Annotated in this window: 18 protein-coding genes and 1 pseudogene; 8 read left to right on the forward strand and 11 right to left on the reverse strand. The window is 42.7% G+C overall.

The genetic code is table 11. The annotated features are described in order from the left end of the window. The first annotated feature begins 13 nt into the window (after positions 1–13). Entirely contained in the window at positions 14–1,027 is a 1,014-nt protein-coding gene (locus tag AC4CVD_RS15050) for a CorA family divalent cation transporter (RefSeq protein ID WP_004691361.1), read from the forward strand. Between the two features lie 82 nt (positions 1,028–1,109). Here the strand turns inward: AC4CVD_RS15050 and AC4CVD_RS15055 are convergent, their stop codons facing one another. From AC4CVD_RS15055 to AC4CVD_RS15085, 7 genes are all read right to left on the reverse strand, one after another. Beyond that, positions 1,110–1,397 (reverse strand): STAS domain-containing protein, encoded by a 288-nt coding sequence (locus AC4CVD_RS15055; RefSeq protein ID WP_004691363.1) that lies wholly within the window; start codon positions 1,395–1,397, stop codon positions 1,110–1,112. 11 nt (positions 1,398–1,408) lie between these two features. Then, positions 1,409–2,044 (reverse strand): MlaC/ttg2D family ABC transporter substrate-binding protein, encoded by a 636-nt coding sequence (locus AC4CVD_RS15060; RefSeq protein WP_087527364.1) that lies wholly within the window; start codon positions 2,042–2,044, stop codon positions 1,409–1,411. 20 nt (positions 2,045–2,064) lie between these two features. After that, positions 2,065–2,739 carry an outer membrane lipid asymmetry maintenance protein MlaD gene (gene mlaD / locus AC4CVD_RS15065; protein WP_004691366.1) on the reverse strand — a complete coding sequence of 225 codons (675 nt, stop codon included), beginning with the start codon at positions 2,737–2,739 and terminating at the stop codon, positions 2,065–2,067. After that, positions 2,739–3,518 carry a lipid asymmetry maintenance ABC transporter permease subunit MlaE gene (mlaE, locus tag AC4CVD_RS15070; RefSeq protein WP_004691368.1) on the reverse strand — a complete coding sequence of 260 codons (780 nt, stop codon included), beginning with the start codon at positions 3,516–3,518 and terminating at the stop codon, positions 2,739–2,741. Before mlaE ends, mlaD begins: the two co-directional genes overlap by 1 nt. Then, complete coding sequence (locus tag AC4CVD_RS15075; protein WP_114836553.1) at positions 3,515–4,333, reverse strand: ABC transporter ATP-binding protein; 819 nt, start codon at positions 4,331–4,333, stop codon at positions 3,515–3,517. The genes mlaE and AC4CVD_RS15075 overlap by 4 nt, the downstream gene beginning before the upstream one ends. A 402-nt stretch (positions 4,334–4,735) precedes the next feature. Continuing rightward, the gene (locus AC4CVD_RS15080; RefSeq protein WP_004691371.1) at positions 4,736–6,664 is read right to left on the reverse strand and encodes a DEAD/DEAH box helicase; all 1,929 of its coding nucleotides are present in this window, start codon (positions 6,662–6,664) and stop codon (positions 4,736–4,738) included. 750 nt (positions 6,665–7,414) lie between these two features. Beyond that, complete coding sequence (locus AC4CVD_RS15085; protein WP_004691373.1) at positions 7,415–8,245, reverse strand: inositol monophosphatase family protein; 831 nt, start codon at positions 8,243–8,245, stop codon at positions 7,415–7,417. Between the two features lie 183 nt (positions 8,246–8,428). On the opposite strand from AC4CVD_RS15085, the gene AC4CVD_RS15090 reads away from it, so the two are divergent. Next, the gene (locus tag AC4CVD_RS15090) at positions 8,429–9,457 is read left to right on the forward strand and encodes an IS701 family transposase (protein ID WP_007116247.1); all 1,029 of its coding nucleotides are present in this window, start codon (positions 8,429–8,431) and stop codon (positions 9,455–9,457) included. Positions 9,458–9,470: 13 nt separating this feature from the next. Here the strand turns inward: AC4CVD_RS15090 and dxs are convergent, their stop codons facing one another. After that, positions 9,471–11,369 carry a 1-deoxy-D-xylulose-5-phosphate synthase gene (gene dxs / locus AC4CVD_RS15095; RefSeq protein WP_490753385.1) on the reverse strand — a complete coding sequence of 633 codons (1,899 nt, stop codon included), beginning with the start codon at positions 11,367–11,369 and terminating at the stop codon, positions 9,471–9,473. A 305-nt stretch (positions 11,370–11,674) separates the two neighbouring features. On the opposite strand from dxs, the gene ribA reads away from it, so the two are divergent. After that, on the forward strand, positions 11,675–12,277 hold the full coding sequence (gene ribA, locus AC4CVD_RS15100; RefSeq protein WP_058870370.1) for a GTP cyclohydrolase II: 603 nt from the start codon (positions 11,675–11,677) through the stop codon (positions 12,275–12,277). Positions 12,278–12,336: 59 nt separating this feature from the next. Here ribA and hemN read toward each other — a convergent pair whose 3' ends face one another. Then, positions 12,337–13,701, reverse strand: a complete 1,365-nt coding sequence (gene hemN, locus AC4CVD_RS15105; protein ID WP_279698772.1) for an oxygen-independent coproporphyrinogen III oxidase — start codon at positions 13,699–13,701, stop codon at positions 12,337–12,339. 268 nt (positions 13,702–13,969) lie between these two features. On the opposite strand from hemN, the gene hemF reads away from it, so the two are divergent. The 3 genes from hemF to aroE all read left to right on the forward strand — a co-directional run bounded on the left by hemF (position 13,970) and on the right by aroE (position 16,294). Next, positions 13,970–14,911: an oxygen-dependent coproporphyrinogen oxidase gene (hemF, locus tag AC4CVD_RS15110; protein WP_114836555.1), complete on the forward strand. Its 942-nt coding sequence runs from the start codon at positions 13,970–13,972 to the stop codon at positions 14,909–14,911. Between the two features lie 287 nt (positions 14,912–15,198). Beyond that, on the forward strand, positions 15,199–15,405 hold the full coding sequence (locus AC4CVD_RS15115; RefSeq protein WP_010327619.1) for a hypothetical protein: 207 nt from the start codon (positions 15,199–15,201) through the stop codon (positions 15,403–15,405). 100 nt (positions 15,406–15,505) lie between these two features. Continuing rightward, complete coding sequence (gene aroE, locus AC4CVD_RS15120) at positions 15,506–16,294, forward strand: shikimate dehydrogenase (protein ID WP_279698764.1); 789 nt, start codon at positions 15,506–15,508, stop codon at positions 16,292–16,294. Between the two features lie 42 nt (positions 16,295–16,336). Here aroE and AC4CVD_RS15125 read toward each other — a convergent pair whose 3' ends face one another. Further along, positions 16,337–18,754, reverse strand: a complete 2,418-nt coding sequence (locus tag AC4CVD_RS15125) for a hypothetical protein (protein WP_279698765.1) — start codon at positions 18,752–18,754, stop codon at positions 16,337–16,339. A gap of 231 nt (positions 18,755–18,985) precedes the next feature. Here AC4CVD_RS15125 and AC4CVD_RS15130 point away from each other — a divergent pair, with 231 nt between their 5' ends. Continuing rightward, positions 18,986–20,809, forward strand: a complete 1,824-nt coding sequence (locus AC4CVD_RS15130) for an acyl-CoA dehydrogenase C-terminal domain-containing protein (protein ID WP_279698766.1) — start codon at positions 18,986–18,988, stop codon at positions 20,807–20,809. Between the two features lie 96 nt (positions 20,810–20,905). Here the strand turns inward: AC4CVD_RS15130 and AC4CVD_RS15135 are convergent, their stop codons facing one another. Continuing rightward, positions 20,906–21,607, reverse strand: coding sequence for an IS1 family transposase (locus AC4CVD_RS15135; RefSeq protein WP_004282344.1), 702 nt, complete (start codon positions 21,605–21,607; stop codon positions 20,906–20,908). A gap of 163 nt (positions 21,608–21,770) precedes the next feature. Here AC4CVD_RS15135 and AC4CVD_RS15140 point away from each other — a divergent pair. Beyond that, positions 21,771–21,974 (forward strand): annotated as a pseudogene (locus AC4CVD_RS15140) (IS3 family transposase); the annotation flags it as partial. Positions 21,975–22,032: the final 58 nt, after the last annotated feature.

Below are 22,032 nucleotides of genomic sequence, written 5' to 3' on the forward strand. Positions count from 1 at the left end.
GGAGAAAGACGGCATGCTTGAAGCCTTTTACGCCACAGAGCGCGGTAGCTTAGAAGACATCACCATTAATGGCGATTTCGATCTTCAGCCCGATTTGGTCTGGCTTGACCTCATTGCTCCCTCTCAAGAAGAACAACAGTGGATTTTAGATGCATATGAACAAAATTTACCTACGCTAAAATCACTCGAAGACATTTCATCTTCAGCTCGATTCTACCGTGATGACGACGGTATTTTGCATATCAGTACGTATTTTTTAACGAAAAATAAAAACTATCAAGTCGATGGTGAGCCTGAAGAAAGCAGCGGTGCCCTTGCCACGGTACAAACTGTCGCTTTCATTTTACATAAAGAACGTCTCTTTACCCTTCGCGGGGAAAAACTGGTGGCGTTCCGTGCCTTTCGTGCGCGTGCGCGCCGCAATGACTACGAAATCGACTATAAAGATCCAACGTGGATCTTACTCGGTTTACTCGAGGCGAAGCTGGACGAGCTTGCGGATATCTTAGAAGATATCCACAAGGACTTGGAAAAGTATTCCACAGAAGTGCTGAATAACCGTCACCGTGAGATGATTCTCGACTTAGATGACATGATTACCCGTCTGGCACACTTGGAAGATATGCTTGGAAAAGCACAGCTGTGTTTGATTGACTTACGCCGTGTACTGACCTTTTTATCACGCCCGCGTGCTTTAGGTAGTCATATTTATGATGCGGATATTCGAGAGCTCAGTGAAGACGTTCGCTCACTGGTTGAGCATGATGCCTTCTTGTTCCAAAAAGTGCGATTCTTACTGGACACCACCTCAGGCTTCATTAACACCGAGCAGAATGACACGATTCGTCGCTTCTCTATCTTACCCAGTATGCTCGCTCCACCAATGCTGATTGCCAGTATTTACGGCATGAACACCGATGTGTTGCCTTTTGCCAAAGGCGGCACCAGTTTTATTGTGGTAAGCCTAATCTTAATGGCCTTCCTGATTGGCCCGCTCATTTACTTCCGCTGGAAGAAATGGATTTGAGTACACTTTAAAACACGGCTTTTCCTCATAGATTTAAGAAACGCAACATATAAAAAAAGCACCTTAGGGTGCTTTTTTTTACTTAAGGGATTAACTTTAAGTCATCCTGTAAATGACAGGCTTGAATTACCTTCATCATTTTTTCAGGTACAGCTTTAAAATGTAAACTATGTGCATCGGGTGTTTGACGCAACCAACGCACCAATACTGCTAATGCCAATGTACTACCATGCTCAAGCTGGGCCAGATTCACCACCACAGGATAAGACTGTGACTGAATCACCTTCAGACCTTGTTGATAGTAGCTTTCAGCATTGTCATATGTAATCTGACCTGAAAGCTGCATTTCCTGATTGCTAAAGTTAATCACCTTTCACCTACTTATTTTTTCTTTTCAACCGCTGCTTCTGCATCAGGTTGGAAGTTTGCAATCGCTTTATCTAGGTCGCCGCCATTACGTTTAACTGTTGCCGCGAACTGATTACGGAACTGTAAACCAAGGTCGATACCCGACACATTGATATTACGGATTTTCCATTGGTTGCCTTTATCCGCTAACTGGAAAGACACTGGGATTTTTTCGCCTTTGTTATTAAAGTCGATCGTCACCACAGGGTTTTTGCTGTTCGTTTCTTTATACGGACGGATGGTATATGTCTGATTGCTGAATTTCGCGAATGCAGAACCGTAATTTTCAATCAGTGTTTCACGGAAATTATTTTCAAACTTCGCGCGTTGTGCAGCTGTACTGTATTGATTGGTTGCATAAGTCCCCATCACAATACGTGAAAATGCTTGTGAATCCACATATGGGTCTAAGTTTTGACGAACAATCGTTTTCACCGCAGCTGGGTTGTTTTGGAGTTTGGCATGATCCGCTTTTAAACGCGCAATCAAACCATCTGCCACTTTTTTAACAAAAGCAGGTGGTGCTTCACTTGGTGCTGCAAAAGCAGTACCCGCAAACATTGTAGTTAAAATGCTAGCTGTCAGTGTTTGTTTCAATAAAGTATTCACTACAATTGGTCCTCTTCAAATCATTCAACAAATGACACGTTGGCATCTGCTGTTTCAGCAGTTTCAGGTTGCTCAGTTGTTGCTGAAGCATCTTTCGATTTACCTGCACCGCCCGTAATAAATTTAGTAATTAAGTCTTCTAGGTCCATTGTGCCTTGGGTATTGCCAATGCTTTCACCACGTTTCACGTAGTTCAAACCACCCCCTGGAACAATTTTCAAGTACTTCTCCCCTAGCAGACCATTGGTTGCCACCATAATATAAGCATCTTCATCAATGCTGGTGATGGACTTCATGTTCGCAATAAGTTGCTTTTCCATTTCTTTTTGTTGCGCAGCATCCGCAGCGGTATAGTCGCTACTGTAACGAAGCTCTTCAAGTGCATTCTTTTCAACTTCTTTGAGTTGTGCTGCATTAAAGGTCGTTAATTTACCATCCAAAGAAAAAGAAACGGTCGCTAAACGTGTCACAGGGTCTAAGCTTATTTGATCGACTTGACCAATTTTTACCCCACTCATCGTCACTTTAGCACGTGGTTTTAAACCATTTACGTTATCGAAGGTTGCACTCATTTCATAGCGATCACTGAGATTCGATCCCACCAAGCCACTCACACGCATCGCGATAAAAAACAACGCGATACCGAATAAAATGACAAATATGCCGACTGCCAGCTCACTTGCACGTGATTTCATTAAACACCTCCAAACATGACCGCAGTCAACACAAAATCAAAACCTAAAACACAGAGCGATGAATACACCACAGTGCGTGTGGTTGATGTCGCAATACCTTCAGATGTCGGTTCACAGGCATAGCCTTGATACACCGCAATCCATGTACAAATTAAAGCAAAAACAAAACTTTTAATGATGGTGCCATTCAGGACATCTTTATAGAACTCTACGCTACTTTGAATGCCACTCCAGTAAGAACCTTCATCTGCACCCAAGAAGTCTACCCCTACCATTTTACCACCCATAATCCCCACCGCAGCGAAAATGACAGACAACATCGGTAAACTGAAAATACCGGCCCAAAGTCGCGGTGAGATTACTCGTTTAAGTGGATCAACCCCGATCATTTCCATACTGGACAGCTGCTCTGTGGCTTTCATTAAGCCAATCTCAGCCGTTAATGCAGAACCTGCACGACCTGCAAACAGCAATGCTGCAACTACAGGTGCTAACTCACGAAGTAAGGTTAACGCAACTGCTGTACCCAGCATCGCTTCACTACCAAAGGTCACCAAGATGCTATACATCTGTAAGCCCAGTACCGCGCCAATAAATAGCCCTGACACCACAATAATAAGCAGTGATAACACCCCAACACGGTACATTTGGTAAACAAATAACCGAACACCTAAAGCAGTGGGCATCGAAAATAAAATTTGTAATAACATCAGGCTGGCAACACCAATGCCGCGAACCCGTTCAATCACGCGTCGACCTAAGAGTGCTATCGCATTCATGCTTGCACCTCAGTATTTAGATATGCCTTATGGCTAAATTGATAATCGACAGGCCCTTCAACTGCACCTGTTAAAAACTGTTTAACAAACGGAGAAGCATTCGCCTGCAATTGTTCAGGCGTGCCTTCACCTTGCACTTTACCTTCAGCAACAACATAGATATAGTCTGCGATCGATAAGGTTTCAGCCACGTCATGTGAAACAATAATTGTTGTTAAATCAAGAGCTTCTCGCAATGATCGAATCAGACGTGTCAGTACACCTTTCACAATTGGATCTTGTCCTGCAAATGGCTCATCGTACATGATCAGCTCAGGATCTAGCGCAATTGCACGTGCCAAAGCCACACGACGGTTCATCCCGCCTGAGAGCTCAGAAGGCATCATCTGTTCTGCGCCACGTAAACCGACAGATTCTAGTTTTAAAGATATAATTTCTGACAGTAAATGCTCAGGCAGCTTGGTATGTGCTCTTATCGGAAAGGCCACATTTTCATAAACCGACATATCGGTAAACAATGCGCCACTTTGAAAAAGCATACCCATACGCGCACGCGCAGCGAATAACTCTTTGCGTGACATTTTCGCAATATTTTGCCCATCAAAAAGCACTTCACCTTGGTCAGGCGTCAATTGACCGCCAATTAAACGTAGTAAAGTGGTTTTACCTGTACCCGATGGTCCCATAATGCCCGTAATTTGACCTTGTCGAATTTTTAAATTGACCTGATCATAAATGACACGTTCCCCTCGCTTAAAGCTCAGGTTTTTGACCTCAATGAGGGCTTGAGCAGTCAGAGGCGCTTGATTATTCATAGCTGTGCGTTTTCCTGCATTTTTTCAGCATGCATACTATAAAGGATTAAAAAACGATATGTTAGCGTATTCCGTGTCTAATTTTGTGCACGAATTGATTTCAGTTGGTTGTATTTATATTTATTTGAACGGCGAAAACAAACTACATAAGATGAAATACTTCATCCATAACGACTATAGACAAAGAAAAGAATGTTGCAAATCAGCAAAAAGAGTCCGAGATAATGTGCCATATTGACCTCTTTCACGTCAGAGAGTGTGACGATTGATTCAACCTCATTATTGTGCATCATTATTATCAATACAATTAAAATATGACTCAGTATACATTTTAATTTATTTTTTTACAGCCGTAGACAAAAAAAAACCAGTGTTTCCACTGGTTTTTTTATTCATTCAGAATTAGTCGTTAAACTTACGACGTGGGCGGTCAAAACCACCTTCAGTACGTGGACGATCTGAATTAAATTCACGCTTAGGACGGTCTTCGCCACCAAAAGTACGCTTAGGACGGTCTTCACCACCGAAAGTGCGTTTTGGACGGTCATCACTAAAAGAACGTTGTGGACGGTCGCCAAAACCACCTTCACGACGTGGCGCTGGACGATCACCAAAATCACGTTTTGGACGGTCACCAAAAGAACCTTCACGACGTGGTTTGTAGTCTACACGGTTACCGCGGTTGTCATCATTCGAGTCAAAACGTGGCTTATCGTTGAAACCGCCTTCGCGACGTGGACGATCAGAGTTGAATTCACGCTTTGGACGGTCATCAAACGAACGTTGTGGACGATCACCGAAACCACCTTCACGACGTGGCGCTGGACGATCACCAAAATCACGTTTTGGACGGTCATCAAAAGAACGTTGTGGACGATCACCGAAACCGCCTTCACGACGTGGACGATCATTATTAAACTCACGACGTGGACGATCTTCACCACCAAATGCTGGACGATCACCACGAGGTTTGTCATCGTAGCTACGACGTGGACGGTCATCACCACCTTCACGACGTTTAAAGTTAGACTCACCTTCGAAACGAGCACGACCGCCGCCATCACGACCACCGAAACCACCACGACCACGACCGCCGCCATCACGACCACGACCACCGCCATCACGACCACGACCGCCGCCATCACGACTACCGCGTGCAGGAGGTGGAGATGGCTCAAGGCCTTCAATTTCAGATACATTCAAACGCGCATCTAAGAAATCTTCTAAAGCACGGATTTTACCGCGTTCACGGTAAGTTGCTAAAGTGATTGCTTTACCAGTACGACCCGCACGACCTGTACGACCAATACGGTGTACATAGTCTTCGTTCTTCATTGGAAGACCGAAGTTGATTACGTGTGAAATAGTTGGTACGTCAAGACCACGTGCAGCAACGTCAGTTGCAACTAAGATTTTTGCACGACCTTCACGGATGCTACGTAAACGACGGTTACGAACAGTTTGTGGCATAGCACCATGAAGTGCTACAACTGATAAACCTGCTTCAGCCAATTCTTCAGCCAACATATCGGTGTCTTCTTGAGTAGAAGCGAATACAACAGCTTGATCTACGTCTTCAGCACTTAACCAATGCGTTAGTAATTTTTTCTTGTGCTCAAAGCCATCAGTCCAGTGTAAAGTCTGAGTGATGTCAGTATTCGTAGAGTGACCAGTTTCGATTGCAATACGTTGTGGATCATTCATCATGCGTTCAGCAAGTGTAATGATACGACCAGCAAATGTTGCAGAGAACATTAAAGTCTGTTTACGGTTTGCAGCAAGATCGCTGATTGCTTCTAAGTCTTCAGAGAAACCTAGATCAAGCATACGGTCTGCTTCGTCAACAATAAGCGCATCAACTTGGTCTAATTTAATTTGACGACGGTTTACAAGGTCAAGTAAACGACCTGGAGTCGCAACAACAACTTGTGCACCTTTTAACTGTTGGATTTGCTTACCAAACGGCATACCACCCATGATCGCTGCAATACGTGCACCTTTCATATGACGGACAAAACCAATCGCGTCTTGGCTTACTTGCTGCGCCAACTCACGAGTTGGGCAAAGAACCAAGATATTCGGTTGTGTAATTGCTTTCATACGTTCTTTGAACGGAACGAAAGTCTCTTGTGCTGCAAGTGCGTTTAACGTTGGAAGTAAGAACGCTGCAGTTTTACCTGAACCTGTTTGGCTAGATACTAAAAGGTCTTTACCTTCCAAAGCTGCAGGAATCGATTGTTCCTGTACAGGCGTAGGAGAAGTAAAACCTAAGCTTTGTAAAGCTTGTTGTAACGATTCATGTAAAGGAAAATCAGCAAAAGTTTTGCTCATAGAGTATTTCACCCGAAAAATGGGTGCTCCATTAAATATATGGTCTGATGGACATCGGCAAAAAGCGGCACAGCAATAATCGCTGAAAATATAGAATCAGCGGCGATTCGAGAACGACGATGCGTATAACGCACATTTGATTACAGCCGCAACCTGAAGGAATCGCTTAAGCGATTGGGTGGGGCGCGAAATAATGTCCTCTCTTTGGACCGGACGCGCATACACAATGATAGAAGAGAATGTTCAGGTAATGAACGAAATTTAGTGCGTGGGCGGAGTATAACAGGATATTTTTAAAAGTCACCTCTTTTCGTGAAATTGATACAATATTTTCCTCAAAGATTGAATAAATGCAGGTTTTCACTTTAATTTTTTTGACCATCTAGAAAAATATTGAATAGCATTCTACGTTCTATCCCTCAACTATCAGCCATAAAACGCAATTAATTGTACTAGCTCTCTAATGTTGCCGTGATTTGACTGGTATCTGTGACCTGTAATGAACATTACACACAGCAAGCTTAAATAGGTGTCTATACGCTGGCTAATTTTAACCCACTTTATTTCTGAGATAGAGCTATCTTCATTAATAGGTGATCAGACTCTGGCACAGCCTATGTTTTACAATCTATAGAGGGCAAAGCCATAAAGTAAATCACCACAAAGGCCTTTACTTTTTTTATCCTTATCAAAGAAAAAGCCCTCTTCTGAGGGCTTTTTCAATGTCTTAAAACACGATCTGCATGCTATTTACTTAGCCGCTTCACCCCAAGCAGGTACAACTGCTTTCATCAGAGGTTTCAACATTTTCATAGAACATGCCAGTACTTGGCCATTTTCCATAGATTCGCTACCACCACGTGCATCAACCACTGTGCCGCCCGCTTCTTTCACGATCAACTCACCAGCTGCGATATCCCAAGGCTTTAAGCCAAGTTCGAAGTACGCATCGAAACGACCTGCTGCAACATATGCCAAATCTAATGCTGCAGAACCTGTACGACGGTATTGCGCGCCAGCTTCAGTCACATTTAACAACGAATCAAAATGATTTTTTGCATAAGAAATCACTTCACCATTACGTTTTGCACGGTAAGCATGACCCACAGACATGAATGTATTTTCAAGGCTGTCTTTCACATTTACACGAATACGGCGTTGGTTCATCATGGCACCACGACCACGACTTGCAGAGAACAACTCATCTTTCACAGGGTCGTAAATCACGCCGTGTTGAGTAATGCCTTTATGTTGAACTGCAATAGAGATACAGAAGTGAGGAACACCGTTAATGAAGTTTAGAGTGCCATCAAGTGGGTCGATGATCCAACACCAATCTGCGTCGTGACCTTTACCTTCTTGAAAACCAAACTCTTCACCAAGGAAGCTGTGATTTTTATAGCTTTTACGTAGGGTATCGATAGCCAATTGTTCCAAATAACGGTCTACACGCGTTACAGGACCATCAATTCCTTTTTCTTCGACTTGTAGATCGAGCTTATGACGATTTTGATGCGCTTTTAAAAGCTCTTGACCGACTAATTGAGCCGCACGCGCAGCCATCACCACCATAGGTTCCATTGAACACCCACTACAATTTGAAGATATTGATAAAGAATAATGCATAAAAGCCCGCGCATCTTATCAAAGATCGGGGCTTTTAGGGAAAAAATGTTTCTAAAATTTAAAAACGGCGCTTAAACCATATTAGGACTTACGCATTGACGGATTCAAAAAAGTATTAAAATACTTTATAAAGTATCTGTGATCAGACGAATTAAACATGCTTCTACAGCAACTTGTACATTACCCATTTATATGGGCTTTCTCATGACAGAACCGAACTCTATTAGCTGCACACAACTTGCCGAGACTTATAACATCTCGCATGATAGTGTAAATCGCTTTCTAGAACGTGAAGACTACACACCTCACGACCTATATCAAGAAGCAATTCAACATATTGATAATAATAAACTTATAGTCAGTATTGATGATACTGTTTTAGATAAACCCTATAGTCAACATATGGACTTGGTTAGCTATTTTTGGTCAGGCAAACACCACCGATCCGTCAAGGGTATTAATCTCATTACCTTGTATGCGACAGATCAGAATGGTCAAAATATTCCAATTAATTTCCGAATTTATGACAAATCTGAAAGTAAAACCAAGAATGATTACTTTATGGATATGTTAAGTGAAGTACTCAGTTGGGGTGCAAAGATTCAATTTATTACAGGTGATAGTTGGTATTCATCGACTGGAAATCTAAAAACCATAAGAAAATATGGTATTCGATTTATGTTTGGTATCGACTGTAACCGTAAGGTTTCCCCAGAAAAAGGACAATGGTTTCAACTGCGTTTATTGCCAAATTTCCATCAGGGTCAAGTGGTCTGGCTCAAAGATTTTGGCTTTGTACAATTATTTAAGACTCAGTTAAAAGAACAGCAGAGGTTTTATATTGTGCATCAAGATGAAGATGATTTATTGTCCTTTGAGGGTTTTCATGAATTACATTCAAGTCATTGGAAAATAGAGCAATATCACCGGGTGATTAAACAGGTTTGTCATATTGAAAAGTTTCAAGTAAGACGATCTAAACTGATTTTGAATCATATTTTTTCAGCCTTGATGGCCTACGTCGAGATACAAAAGAACCAGTTTGAGCGGATCTTTGAAAATGTATATCGTTGGCAGAAGAAATTATTTAGACCAGTTATCAAAAACTTCATTGATGACTTTATTCTCGATAAAAATCATCTGCTACCACAGAGAATCTATAAATAATAGTGCGTAAGTCCTACATATGTACAAGTTTTGACCATGCCTGGCGCACCGAACTTTCAATGCCTTCTGCATCTAGTCCTGCCTGATGTAACATTTGCGCATGTGTGGCTTGATGCATGAATGTATCCGCTAATCCGAGATTTAACATCGGTTTCACGATTTGAGCTTGTGCCAAATATTCATTGACCGCACTGCCCGCACCCGCCATCACCGCATGTTCTTCAACCGTAACAAATAAAGCCGTTGATGGTGCTAAAGTCGCTATCATCTTTTCATCAAGCGGTTTAACAAAGCGCATATTCACCACACGAACCGCTAAATCTTGTTCAGCCAATTTATGTGCTGCCTCTACTGCGGCCTGAACACGACTACCAAAGGCAAGAATGCTAATAACGTCGTCTTGGGCATCATTAAAGCTCGCTACAATTTCAGCCTGACCAATTTCCATTGGGGTCATCTGTTGTTGAATCTCAACACCCAAACCATTGCCACGCGGGTAACGAACGGCGGCAGGACCATTGTATAAATAAGCAGTATGCAACATTTGACGACATTCATTTTCGTCTTTTGGCGCCATAATCACCAAATTCGGTACGGTGCGCATAAAGGCATAGTCATAGGCCCCAGCATGAGTCGGCCCATCTTCACCCACTAAACCTGCACGGTCGATACCAAAGGTAACATCTAGATTTTGCAGGGCCACATCATGAATCAATTGATCATACCCGCGCTGCAAGAAGGTCGAGTAAATAGCCACCACAGGTTTTAAGCCTTCACACGCCATGCCCGCAGCCAAAGTTACAGCGTGCTGTTCTGCAATCGCGACATCAAAAAAGCGCTGTGGATACTGTTTAGCAAAACCCACCATACCTGAGCCTTCACACATGGCAGGGGTAATCGCCAGTAAACGCTCATCTTGTACGGCTTCATCACATAACCATTGACCAAAGACATCTGAATATTTAGGCGCTGTTTGCGGAGCAGACTTGGCATTTATTTTTGTAATCGCGTGGTATTTGATTTGGTCAGCTTCAGCAGGGGCGAAACCTTTGCCTTTTTTGGTATAGACATGAATTAAACGCGGCCCTTTACGTTTTTTTAATGCGGTAAAGACTTGTGTCAGCTGTTCGACATCGTGCCCATCGAAAGGCCCAAAGTAATCAAAACCTATCGCTTTAAAGACGTTGTCGGCCGCATCTGTCGCTGCACTGTGTAAGCGTGAGTTATAGATCCATTCAGGATGTGGCTGCACATAAGCTTCGCCATCCGCTGAAATATTAATGGACTGACCACTCTCCCAAATCGAAGCCAAATGTTTAGCAAAACCACCTGTGCTGCATGAAATCGACATATCGTTGTCATTTAGCACCACCATCAGGTCCGCATCATGCGCGACTGCATCGTTCATAGCTTCAAAGGCCATACCCGCTGTCATCGCCCCATCGCCAATGATCGCGACCACTTCACATGGATTGTTTTGATAACGACGTGCCAGCGCCATACCTAGGCCTGCTGAAATCGCAGTCGAAGAATGTCCGACTCCAAAGGTATCAAATACCGATTCATCACGCGCAGGAAAGGCAGCTAAACCATCTTTGGCACGAATAGTCGTGAGCTGTTCACGGCGGCCCGTTAATGCTTTATGCGGATAAGCTTGATGACCGACATCCCAAATTAAGCGGTCATTCGGCGTGTTGAAGCAATAATGTAATGCCACGGTGAGCTCGACTACACCGAGGTTTGCACCAAAGTGCCCCCCACTTTGTCCTGCGGCATACAGAATAAATTGACGTAGCTCGTCTGCCACTTGTGCTAATTGACTTTGCTCAAGCGAGCGAAGTTGTTGAGGATGATCAATCGTATCCAACAACGGTGTTACAGGGCGATGAGCTGGTATTTCTGTATACAACATAATATGGCAAAGCCTTCTAAAGCCTGGCAAATCTAGCTAGGTCAAATGGGTAATTCGATCATATCGTCGAATGCTATCACCTTCAATCAGCCATATTTCTAGCGATGCAGTTTTGAGCAGTGCTCTCACTGGGTGTTCGTTTAGTGCAGGTGATTATCCTGAATAATCTTACTATTTATCAACTATTATCGTTCGCTTTATACAAAAAAGAAAATCTTCTGCATAAATTCGTGGATGCAATTCTACCAATGTCGATGCATTACGCTATACTTTAGCCAATTTCTGAACTATTTACAGGTTTAGCTGTGCCTATTGAATTTGTTGCCACATCCCGTTTACCGACTGCTTTTGGTGAGTTTAACATCACCGTATTTCAAGATCCTAAGACCGGTGAAGAACATGTTGCACTCTCAAAAGGTTTGGATCAGCCGATCACAGAACCCGTTTTAGTCCGTGTTCATTCCGAATGTCTCACGGGCGATGCCTTTGCGTCCTTGAAGTGTGACTGTGGCCCACAATTGCAAGCCACGCAAAAACTGATCAATGAAGCTGGGCAAGGCGTGATTCTGTATTTGCGCCAAGAAGGTCGTGGCATTGGGCTGACCAATAAAATTCGTGCTTATGCGCTACAAGATCAAGGGCATGACACGGTCGATGCCAACTTAATGCTCAACCTCCCTGCCGATGCACGTCGTTATGACATGGTCAGCATTATGTTGGATCATTTAAATATTCAACAAGTCCGTTTGATTACCAACAATCCATTGAAGATTGCAGCACTGCAAGAGCAAGGGATCAATGTGGTAGATCGTGTGCCTTTGACGGTCGGTTTAAATCCTTTCAATGAAGAATATTTAAAAACCAAACATGAACGCATGGCGCACTTGTACAAGAAAGATGATTTTTAAAATTTAAAAACTTACTCTAAGCCTGCTTGAAAAGGCTGGCTTAGAGCACTTCAATAAGATTAGATCGTCATGGAGAAAATACGGCTCTCGGGTCGCCGACGTTTTAAATGCAAATCAAACGCCATACAAATGTTGCGTACAAAGGCTTTGCCCTGCTCAGTTACTCGTATACTGTGTGGCCCAATCTCCAATAAACCATCTTCCTGCATTTCTTCCAGTTGTCCCAATACCTCAGCCAATTCCGGAAACTGCATATCTGGTTCTGCCCATGACGTCTGAAAGCTACACATCAAATTTAAAATGTGACGACGAATCATCAGATCTTCAGCACTCAAAATATGCCCGCGATAGACAGGAAGTTCATTGTTTTCCAGTCGCGCATAATAATCTTCGAGTTTTTTTTCATTTTGCGCAAAGCTATACCAACTGTCGCTGATGGATGAGATACCTAAACCAATCATCACTTGGGTTTTAGACGCGGTGTAACCCATAAAATTGCGATGCAGAGTGCCTGCCTGAAATGATTGGTACATCCCATCACTTTCCAAAGCAAAATGATCCATACCAATTTCATGATACCCCTGCGCAAGCAGCTTCTTTTTCCCTTCTTCATAGCACTGCCGTTTTACTTCATCTTTCGGCACATCATGGTCTTTAAACCCACGCTGTCCATTGCCTTTGATCCAAGGCACATGTGCATAACTATAAAATGCCAGACGGTCTGGACGTAAACGATTGGTTTGATCAATGGTGTTGAGCACATCATCTAGGTTTTGAAAAGGCAGACCAAAGACCAAATCATGTGAAATTGAGCTATAGCCTATTTCACGTGCCCACTGCGTCACTTGCTCGACATGTTCAAAAGGCTGTATCCGATGAATGGCTTTTTGTACGGTTTCATTATAATCCTGCACCCCATAACTGACACGGCGAAAGCCCAAGTCATACAAGGCTTGCAAATGCGCCCGTGTGGTATTGTTGGGATGCCCTTCAAAGCTAAACTCATACTGCTCGGCAATCTCTGCTTGCGCAAGGATGCCTTCAATTAACTGAGTTAAATGCACTGGAGAAAAGAAAGTGGGCGTTCCGCCACCCAAATGAATTTCTTTAATGCACGGCTTCTCTTCAAGCAAGTCACAATAAAGAGACCATTCTTTTAAAACCGCCTGAATATAAGGCTGCTCCATCTCATGTTTTTTGGTCACCCGTTTGTGGCAACCACAAAAAGTACAGAGACTTTCGCAAAAAGGCAGATGAATATACAAACTTATGCCTTCAGTCGAATTCGATTCAGCAAACGATGTTTTCAGCGTCTGTTTCCATTGCTCTAAAGAAAACTGCGCCTCGTCCCAATACGGCACCGTTGGATAACTGGTATAACGTGGACCAGGAACATTGTATTTTTGAATCAATGAATCGCGCATATTTACCATCAGCTCTTCCGCACTCAGAAGATGCAGCCTATTCTGCATCGCCAAACTCAGGTCTGTACTGTGGTTATTCTGCTGAGCTTAGAATCAGAATTCAACCTAGCGAATTGGTCAGGTTATTTTGCACATAGCAGCATTTTCATTTTTAACTTGCTTCACGACATCGAATGCTGCAGTAGGACTCTTCGGAAAATATTCTTAATCTTTTTGCTGTTTTATGTTTTGATGTAGGCAGTTTTCATCTTTTCCCATGAGGCTTTTCATGCAGCACCCAACGTCTGCGGATATCCAACGCGTTCGCGAATTTCTCCTCGACTTACAGGCTCGTATTTGTGCCGCACTTGAACAACAAGAGCGTGCTGGTGGCGGGACTGCACAGTTTGAAATAGATGATTGGGAGCGTCCTGAAGGTGGTGGTGGTCGTTCACGCGTACTGCAAAATGGCACAGTGATTGAAAAAGGTGGAGTGATGTTCTCACACATCAACATATCTAAACTCCCTGCTTCAGCGACTGAACGCCATCCGCAAATTGCAGGTGCCAAGGCACAGGCCATGGGTGTTTCTTTGGTGATCCATCCGAAAAACCCGAATGTCCCGACTTCACATGCCAATGTGCGCTTATTCGTGGCTGAAAAAGAAGGTCAAGACCCAATTTGGTGGTTTGGGGGGGGCTTCGATCTCACCCCATTTTACCCAAATGATGAAGATGTGCTGTCATGGCATCAGACGGCGCATGACTTGTGTGCTCCCTTTGGCACTGAAGTCTACGCCGAACATAAACAATGGTGTGATGACTACTTCTATTTAAAACACCGCGACGAACAACGTGGCGTCGGTGGATTGTTCTTTGACGATCTCAATCAATGGGACTTTGAAACCTGTTTCCAATATATTCAAGCAGTCGGCAATGGCTACCTCAACGCCATTCTTCCAATCTTCCAGCGCAACCAAGACAAGTCTTATAGCGAGGCGCAACGCGACTTTCAAATCTATCGTCGTGGTCGTTATGTCGAATATAACTTGGTCTATGACCGCGGCACGCTCTTTGGTTTACAAATAGGTGGCCGGATTGAGTCGATTTTAGTGAGCTTGCCGAATTTGGCTGGTTGGTCATATCGACCTGAATGGGAGGCCGATTCTGCTGAGAAAAAATTGACCGACTTTTACCTGAAACCCCAAGATTGGCTCAAGCTGCTCAAATAGACACACAGGCTTACAATTCTCCCCCCTCACGCATGCCCTTTTCACTAGATTAGGGCAGCTTATCCATTAAATTTTATATATTTCCCGATCAATTCCCCGTAGAATGACCACTACACAAAGCGTCATTTCTTTGCATTTATTAAAGCATTGTCACAGGTTTAAAACAGCAATTGGGTTCTTTTAAGTTCGCAAAAACCGTAAGCTAAATTAAGTCATTTTCAATGTATTCATTTTAATGACATCAACATTTAGTATCCTCCTTTGCTGTTCTCTCTGAGGTCCCAAACATGTTCGCAAAAAGAGTTAGCTCGACCACCATGGTTCTTTTCTGCTTTGCTATTGTGTTGCTAAGCTCGATCAGTACCACTATTTTTTCTGAAAGTGCGTTTAATGACAATGCATCCATCAGCATCACCGTATTTGCAGGTATCGGCTTAACCCTGACCGCAGCAAAATTATTGTTTGATGCGATTCACAGCATCTGTAATCCATAAGCCGCCTTTCTTTTATTTGTTGATAAAAAACCACTGAACGCTTTAGCCTGCGTGTAATTTGCCGTATATTGAACAGCATTTCTCACATGGATTTGGTGCGATGAGCAAACAATTCGCTGTCATTGGCAACCCAATTGAGCAGTCTCGCTCACCTGAACTTCACCATGCGTTTGCACAAAAAATGGGGCTCGACCTCAACTATAGTAAACGTCTTGCGCCACTCGATGGCTTCCTCGCAAATATCCAAGAATTTTTCTCACAGGGTGGCATGGGTCTTAATGTCACTGTCCCGTTTAAAGAACAAGCCTTTGCAGCCTGCGCAGTCCTCACTGAACGCGCTAAAATCGCAAAAGCAGTCAATACGCTGTGGATGATCGATGGTCAATTACATGGTGACAACACCGATGGACAAGGCTTAGTCGATGCCATTCGCGCGTTGGACTGGAACTTAGACCAGACAGATGCACTGATCATCGGTGCAGGTGGTGCAACTCGTGGCGTCATTTATCCGCTGGTCCAAGCAGGGGTGAAAAAAATTGTGATTGCCAATCGTACTCTTGCCCGTGCAGAGCAACTGGTGATTGACTTAAAAACAGCTGTACCGCAAGCCGAATTACAAGCCATCGGCTTAGATGCACTCGAAGGGCAGTTTGATTTGGTGATTAACGCAACCTCTGCCAGCCTAAGTGGCGATGCTTTAATTCTGCCTGAAGCTTTGCACTTTCAACATGCTTATGAAATGGCCTATGGCAAACCCTCAACCTTTTTAGATCAAGCCAAAGCTCGCGGCGTGCCCACCTCTGAAGGCTATGGCATGCTGGTTGGTCAGGCGATTGAATCTTTTTCGATTTGGAATGGCATCAAACCCAATCTGAAAGATTTTTTATAAGCACAAATAAAAAAAGAACCTCCGCAGAGGTTCTTTTTTTCATTAGTTCATGTGTTTCTGTACGGCTTTATAGGTCTCGTAATAGGTCGAGTCGCTAAAGAAGTCGTCATGTTCAAGCTTCAAACCTTGCAACGATTTTTCTGTCAATTGACCTTTTAAGTCATCTGCAAATGCTTTAGCAAAGACGTGTGCAGACTGAGTCAAATATGCAGTTTGCTCTTGGTCAATCTCATAGGTATCGGTGAATTTGTCTTGATAGACCTGAGCAAAAACCGCTTGCTTGGTTTTGTATTTCTTCGCCAAATCCTTCCATTGCTGATTTTCTTGTACATCTTCCAGTGCATCATTAACAATATTGGCGATACTTTCTCCCAGCTCATCAAAGTCTTGTTCATGTTGTAAAGCATGTTTTTGACGTAACTGATTCAGACGTTTAAGTGCTACACCCTTCGGCTCTGCAACGTCCATGAACTCATAGGCATAAACTTCTGAAATTTCATTGATGGTCGCTGAGCTATAGTAACGAATATATTCTGGACGCTGTGCGGCAAACATCAAAGCAAATACCGCTTGATAGGCTTTAACTTCAGAATGCTGACGTGCATAGCTTTGCTGCGCTGCCTGCTGGTAATAATCTGAAATAGCCTTAGGTAATTCTGTTGTGCTTGATGATGCGCTCTCTGCACTTGATGAGTCTGCACCTAACGGACCCAGCATGCCTTTCACTACATTTTCCAGTAATGAACCTTTAGACACTTCCTCAATCGATTTTGCATTTCTTAAAGCTTGACGGTCAATGGCTGTCGCACTGCCATAGTTAAACACCTGATTGGTGCTCTTAATTTGTAGCTTACCAATTTGCTCATCGCTAATCACAATGTTGTAATCCATGTTTTGCGCACGACCTTTTTGGTCGAGTCCAACATCCATCACAAACGGTGAACGCTCGCTACCCAGCTGTGCCATGATCGGTGTAATTTCAGCCTGATGTTTTTGCCAAAGTTGTTTAAAGCTTTGTGCGTCTACCAGTTGCTCTGTTTGATACGCGCTAAAGAGTGGTTTCAACTCTTCCAAAACATTGGTCGCTGCTTGTCCAAAAGTCTCTTCATCTACAGATTGATTGGTTACTTTAGGTGCAAGTACATCAATATCTTGATAATCACGGCATGCGGTCACTTTACCAATAGGAATGTTCTTGCTGTTGATGAGCGCATCGCAAGCTTCTTCAGATAGCGTATTCGGTGCTGCAGAAGCAGACACTTCTGTTGTTGTCTCATCAGCATCTTCTGTCGCGGCCTGCGCATAAGCCACATCTGCTGCTGCATCAACCGTAGCATCGGCAGCGGCATCTACAACAATGTCTTGTTCATCGCTCTGCCCATAACCACTCAAGTTCTGCATTTTTTGATTCACCAAATGACTGACACGTTCGAGTGAATCATAGGCCGGGTCTTCACTTGCGCTACTTGCAGCACTCTCTGCTTCTTTCGCCGCCTGCATTGTTTCATCCGCTGCACTTGGTATTTTTGCGGCATCTTCAATCAGACTCTCAGCATCAAAAGCTTGTATCTGCTGGGTATAATGCAGTTTATTGACGTATTCAAATAAGCCCAATTGTACTTGTGCTGGTTCTAAGTCACCCATATAGCGAATTTTTTTGCTTAGCCCTGCTTCTTTTTCTGACTTGCTTAAATCAACACTATGCACCTGATTTGACTCTGCCAAAGCATATGGCAGTGCATTCATCTGCTTTAAGTATTCAGCAAACTTTTTAAAATCAATATGACCGAATGCTTCTTTATGCTTAGAAAAGTCAATGTAGGCAAAGCGATCCTGACTTTCACGATTCACCATGAACGGCATAAAGGCAAAGTAGTTGGTATAAAATTTATAATCATTAAAATCAACCACCATCGGCAACTGTGCTTGCACTTGTAAGGTTGGTTTTTGATAGCTTAACTGCAAAGTCAATGCCGCCAATTTTTGACGGAAATGCACAGAGCCCTTATAACTAAACTGTAAGTCATTGAGTAAATTTACCAAAGATTCTGCGATTTGAACCTTAGCAGAACGTGATTCACCACCGCCATACAACGATGCATACGGATTTTGTTCACGCGCAAGTGCATCATATAGGGCTTGTTTTTCTTTGGCAGTAAAGGAAATCTTTTGATTTTTTAATAGTTGATCTAATTGTTTTTTCAGCTCTGGATCTAAGTTCGTCCCATTTGACTGAGTATTCGACTTAGAATTTGGCTTGGACTCATTAAAATTAAAGTCAGATTGAATAGAGAACTGACCTTTAAAATCATAGCTGGAATTTTCAAACATGGCATTAAGACCATGCGTGGCTTGTTGCCCGAGCTGTTGATCTGTAGAGGCATTGGATTTAATGACATGCTGAGTACACCCACTGATACTCAAACCCAATAAACAAAGTGTTATATATTTTAAGCGCATAATACTTGCTGAAAACCTGAGTTAATTATAGTTTATTAAAAAAGTACATGATCAAAAGACCACCGAGTCAGTGTAACAGAACTGTCTTTTTAGATTGATGATTTTATCTACCAATTCGCCTTTCTGACATTTTCTCAAGTCGGATCTATCAATGTATTTTGATACGATGTATGAATAATGAAATGATCGATTTAAATAATCCAATACTACTTCTAAATTAGGATTACACACATGCCTGCATATAAAGCTCCCTTACATGATATTCGCTTCTTAATGAATGAAGTGCTGGACTATCCTGCACATTATCAAACCCTATCGAATGGTGAAGCTGCCGATGCTGATACGGTAGATATGATCTTAGAAGGCGCAGCAGATTTTTGTGAAAATATTTTATCTCCTTTAAACCAATCGGGCGATGAAGAAGGTTGTACCTTCGACAATGGTGAAGTGAAAACACCAAAAGGCTTCAAAGACGCTTATGACCAGTTTGTCCAAGGTGGCTGGCAAGGTTTGTCTTTCCCTGAAGAATTTGGCGGTCAGAACCTGCCTCAATCTTTAAATCTGATTAAATCGGAAATGATGGGCACCGCAAACTGGTCTTTCCAAATGTACCCAGGTTTAAGCATCGGCTGTATGAACACCATTTTACAGTTTGGTACAGACGAACAGAAAAATCTGTATATGCCGAACTTAGTGGCAGGTACATGGTCTGGTACCATGTGTTTAACTGAACCTCAGTGTGGCACCGACTTAGGCCAAGTAAAGACCAAAGCAGAATTAAATGCCGATGGCACTTATAACATCTCAGGCACCAAAATCTTCATCTCTGCAGGTGAGCAAGATTTAACTGAAAACATCATTCACATCGTACTTGCTCGTCTTCCAGATGCACCTGCAGGCACCAAAGGCATTTCACTGTTCATTGTGCCTAAATTCTTGGTCAATGCAGACAGTAGCCTTGGTGAACGTAACCCTGTGACCTGTGGTTCAATTGAACATAAGATGGGGATTCGTGCTTCTGCAACCGCAGTGTTGAACTTTGATAATGCTGTCGGTTACTTGATTGGTGAGCCAAACAAAGGCTTACATGCCATGTTTACCTTTATGAATACTGCACGTATTGGTACAGCAATTCAAGGTATTGCACATGCTGAGCTTTCTTTCCAAGGTGCACTTCCATATGCCAAAGAACGTATGTCGATGCGTGCACTTTCTGGCAAGAAAGACCCTGAAAAAGTGGCGGATGCCATTATTCATCACGCTGACGTTCGCCGTATGTTGCTAACACAAAAAGCGATTGCTGAAGGCGGTCGTTCAATGATTTATTATGCAGCGCAAATTGCCGACAAAATGGCAGATGCACTTGAGCGTGGCGATACTGCTGCATTTGAAGCACATGATGATCACTTAGGTTTCTATACCCCAATTTTAAAAGGCTTCTTAACTGAATTGGGCTTGGAAGCTGCAAACCACGGTATGCAAGTCTATGGCGGTCATGGCTACATTAAAGAATGGGGCATGGAGCAAATTGCACGTGATGCACGTATTGCGACACTGTATGAAGGCACAACTGGTGTTCAAGCACTGGACTTAATTGGTCGTAAAGTACTTCTGACCTCTAAAGGTAAAGTGATTCGCGACTACACCACTGAAATTTTAAAATTCTGTGGTCAACAGGCACGCAACAAATACATGCGTCGTTTTGCATGGGACTTAACCAAAGTATGCGCACAGTGGAATGCCTTAACTGTTCGTATTATGCTTGCAGCTCGTAAAGACCGTGACGTGGTATCTTCAGCTTCTGTCGATTTCTTGATGTTCTCTGGCTATGTAATGATGGCGTATTTCTGGGCACAACAAGCAGCTGTGGCTTCAGAAAAATTGGCTTCTGGTGAAGGTCAAGAAACATCTGAATTCTACAAAGCAAAAATTAAAGTTGCAGACTTCTATTTCGAACGTTTATTACCACGTACCCAAGGACATGCTGAAGCAATGGTCAATCCTTCAAAAACCATGACTTCTTTAGCACCTGAACACTTTAGCTTTGACTACTAACTAACAGTATTAGACCCATAAAAAGAGCGCCTAGGCGCTCTTTTTATTTCCTGTCTGACCTTAAAATTCGGTGGTGTTTTAAAAAGTATGCTGACATTAAATGAAGCCATTATTGATGTAAAAGAAGGTTAAGTCGAAGGCTTTAAAATGGTTTTCAAGCTTTTTGGAGAAATTGCAACTTCTTCTAAAACCACGCCTTATTCGATGCCTTATTTTGCAATTATTACCTTCAATTCCTACAGTAAAAAACTTACCAATACTTTGCTTGCAGTTTTTAAAAGCAGTGATGAAACTGTCCCAATGATCACTTGCAATTCGGGTGTAGTGAATACCTAATTGTTTAAGCTTTGTCTTCAACCTTTGGACTGTAGCTAAATCTCTCTTACCCCAAACATAAGCAACAATCTCACCTGTTTCTCGATGGTAGGCGTAAATAAGCCATTGTTTATTATTTTTATTTCCAACAAAAGTCCAGAATTCATCTACTTCGAGAGATTCATAATGACTTTGTTTAGGCTGAATTTGATAGGCCGATTCAGTTAAAGTCCGTAAGACTTTACCGATACTAATGCGCTCAACTTCAGCGATATCTCGTATACCGCTGCCTCTGACCATTAACTGTAATATTTTACGAGTAATGCCAGAATTACATCCTAGATAGCTCAGAGCATGGTCACCAATAAACTGACGTTTGCAGTCTTTGCATTGGTAGTTTTGTTTCCCATCTACTTTGATGCCATTTTTCTTTATACTGTCACTGAGGCAGGTTGGACATTTGATTTCTAGAGTTATTTGCATTTCTCTATTTTATCAAAATTCAACCTGCTTTTTTTTAGCATACTTTTTGATACACCACCTAAAATTCAACTCCCCCTGTAATTTCTCATTCGCTCCAATTTTCTGGCCTCATCCTTAACCTGAGTTCGATGAGTAAGCGTGGCCTTGCGGAATATATTCCTCATTTGATAATGCACCGATCGAAGGCTTCTGGGGCATACTCAAAAATGAATGAGTTCATCATCATGGTTATAAAACGAGGGAACAAACTAAAGCAGAGATTACAAAATATATAGAGTTATTTTATAATCAGCGAAGAATTCAAAAACGTTTGGATTTTAAGACACCAAATCAAATGGCAGAGGACTTTTGCAAGTTGGCTGCCTAAAATCTCCCAAGTGAAATTCTCCTGCTAATTCAGCAAACTTCACCCACTGGTGATGTTG

This window comes from Acinetobacter sp. LipI_23 (genome assembly GCF_058243045.1).

Excerpts from the sequence above, each read along its gene's own strand:
- AC4CVD_RS15130 (WP_279698766.1), top strand. The coding sequence starts at position 18,986 with ATGCCTGCATATAAAGCTCCCTTACATGATATTCGCTTCTTAATGAAT.
- hemN (WP_279698772.1), bottom strand. The coding sequence starts at position 13,701 with ATGCGCGATTCATTGATTCAAAAATACAATGTTCCTGGTCCACGTTAT.
- AC4CVD_RS15125 (WP_279698765.1), bottom strand. The coding sequence starts at position 18,754 with ATGCGCTTAAAATATATAACACTTTGTTTATTGGGTTTGAGTATCAGT.
- AC4CVD_RS15075 (WP_114836553.1), bottom strand. The coding sequence starts at position 4,333 with ATGAATAATCAAGCGCCTCTGACTGCTCAAGCCCTCATTGAGGTCAAA.
- mlaD (WP_004691366.1), bottom strand. The coding sequence starts at position 2,739 with ATGAAATCACGTGCAAGTGAGCTGGCAGTCGGCATATTTGTCATTTTA.
- AC4CVD_RS15085 (WP_004691373.1), bottom strand. The coding sequence starts at position 8,245 with ATGGAACCTATGGTGGTGATGGCTGCGCGTGCGGCTCAATTAGTCGGT.
- hemF (WP_114836555.1), top strand. The coding sequence starts at position 13,970 with ATGCAGCACCCAACGTCTGCGGATATCCAACGCGTTCGCGAATTTCTC.
- AC4CVD_RS15080 (WP_004691371.1), bottom strand. The coding sequence starts at position 6,664 with ATGAGCAAAACTTTTGCTGATTTTCCTTTACATGAATCGTTACAACAA.
- AC4CVD_RS15050 (WP_004691361.1), top strand. The coding sequence starts at position 14 with ATGCTTGAAGCCTTTTACGCCACAGAGCGCGGTAGCTTAGAAGACATC.
- AC4CVD_RS15135 (WP_004282344.1), bottom strand. The coding sequence starts at position 21,607 with ATGCAAATAACTCTAGAAATCAAATGTCCAACCTGCCTCAGTGACAGT.
- AC4CVD_RS15115 (WP_010327619.1), top strand. The coding sequence starts at position 15,199 with ATGTTCGCAAAAAGAGTTAGCTCGACCACCATGGTTCTTTTCTGCTTT.
- dxs (WP_490753385.1), bottom strand. The coding sequence starts at position 11,369 with ATGTTGTATACAGAAATACCAGCTCATCGCCCTGTAACACCGTTGTTG.
- mlaE (WP_004691368.1), bottom strand. The coding sequence starts at position 3,518 with ATGAATGCGATAGCACTCTTAGGTCGACGCGTGATTGAACGGGTTCGC.
- aroE (WP_279698764.1), top strand. The coding sequence starts at position 15,506 with ATGAGCAAACAATTCGCTGTCATTGGCAACCCAATTGAGCAGTCTCGC.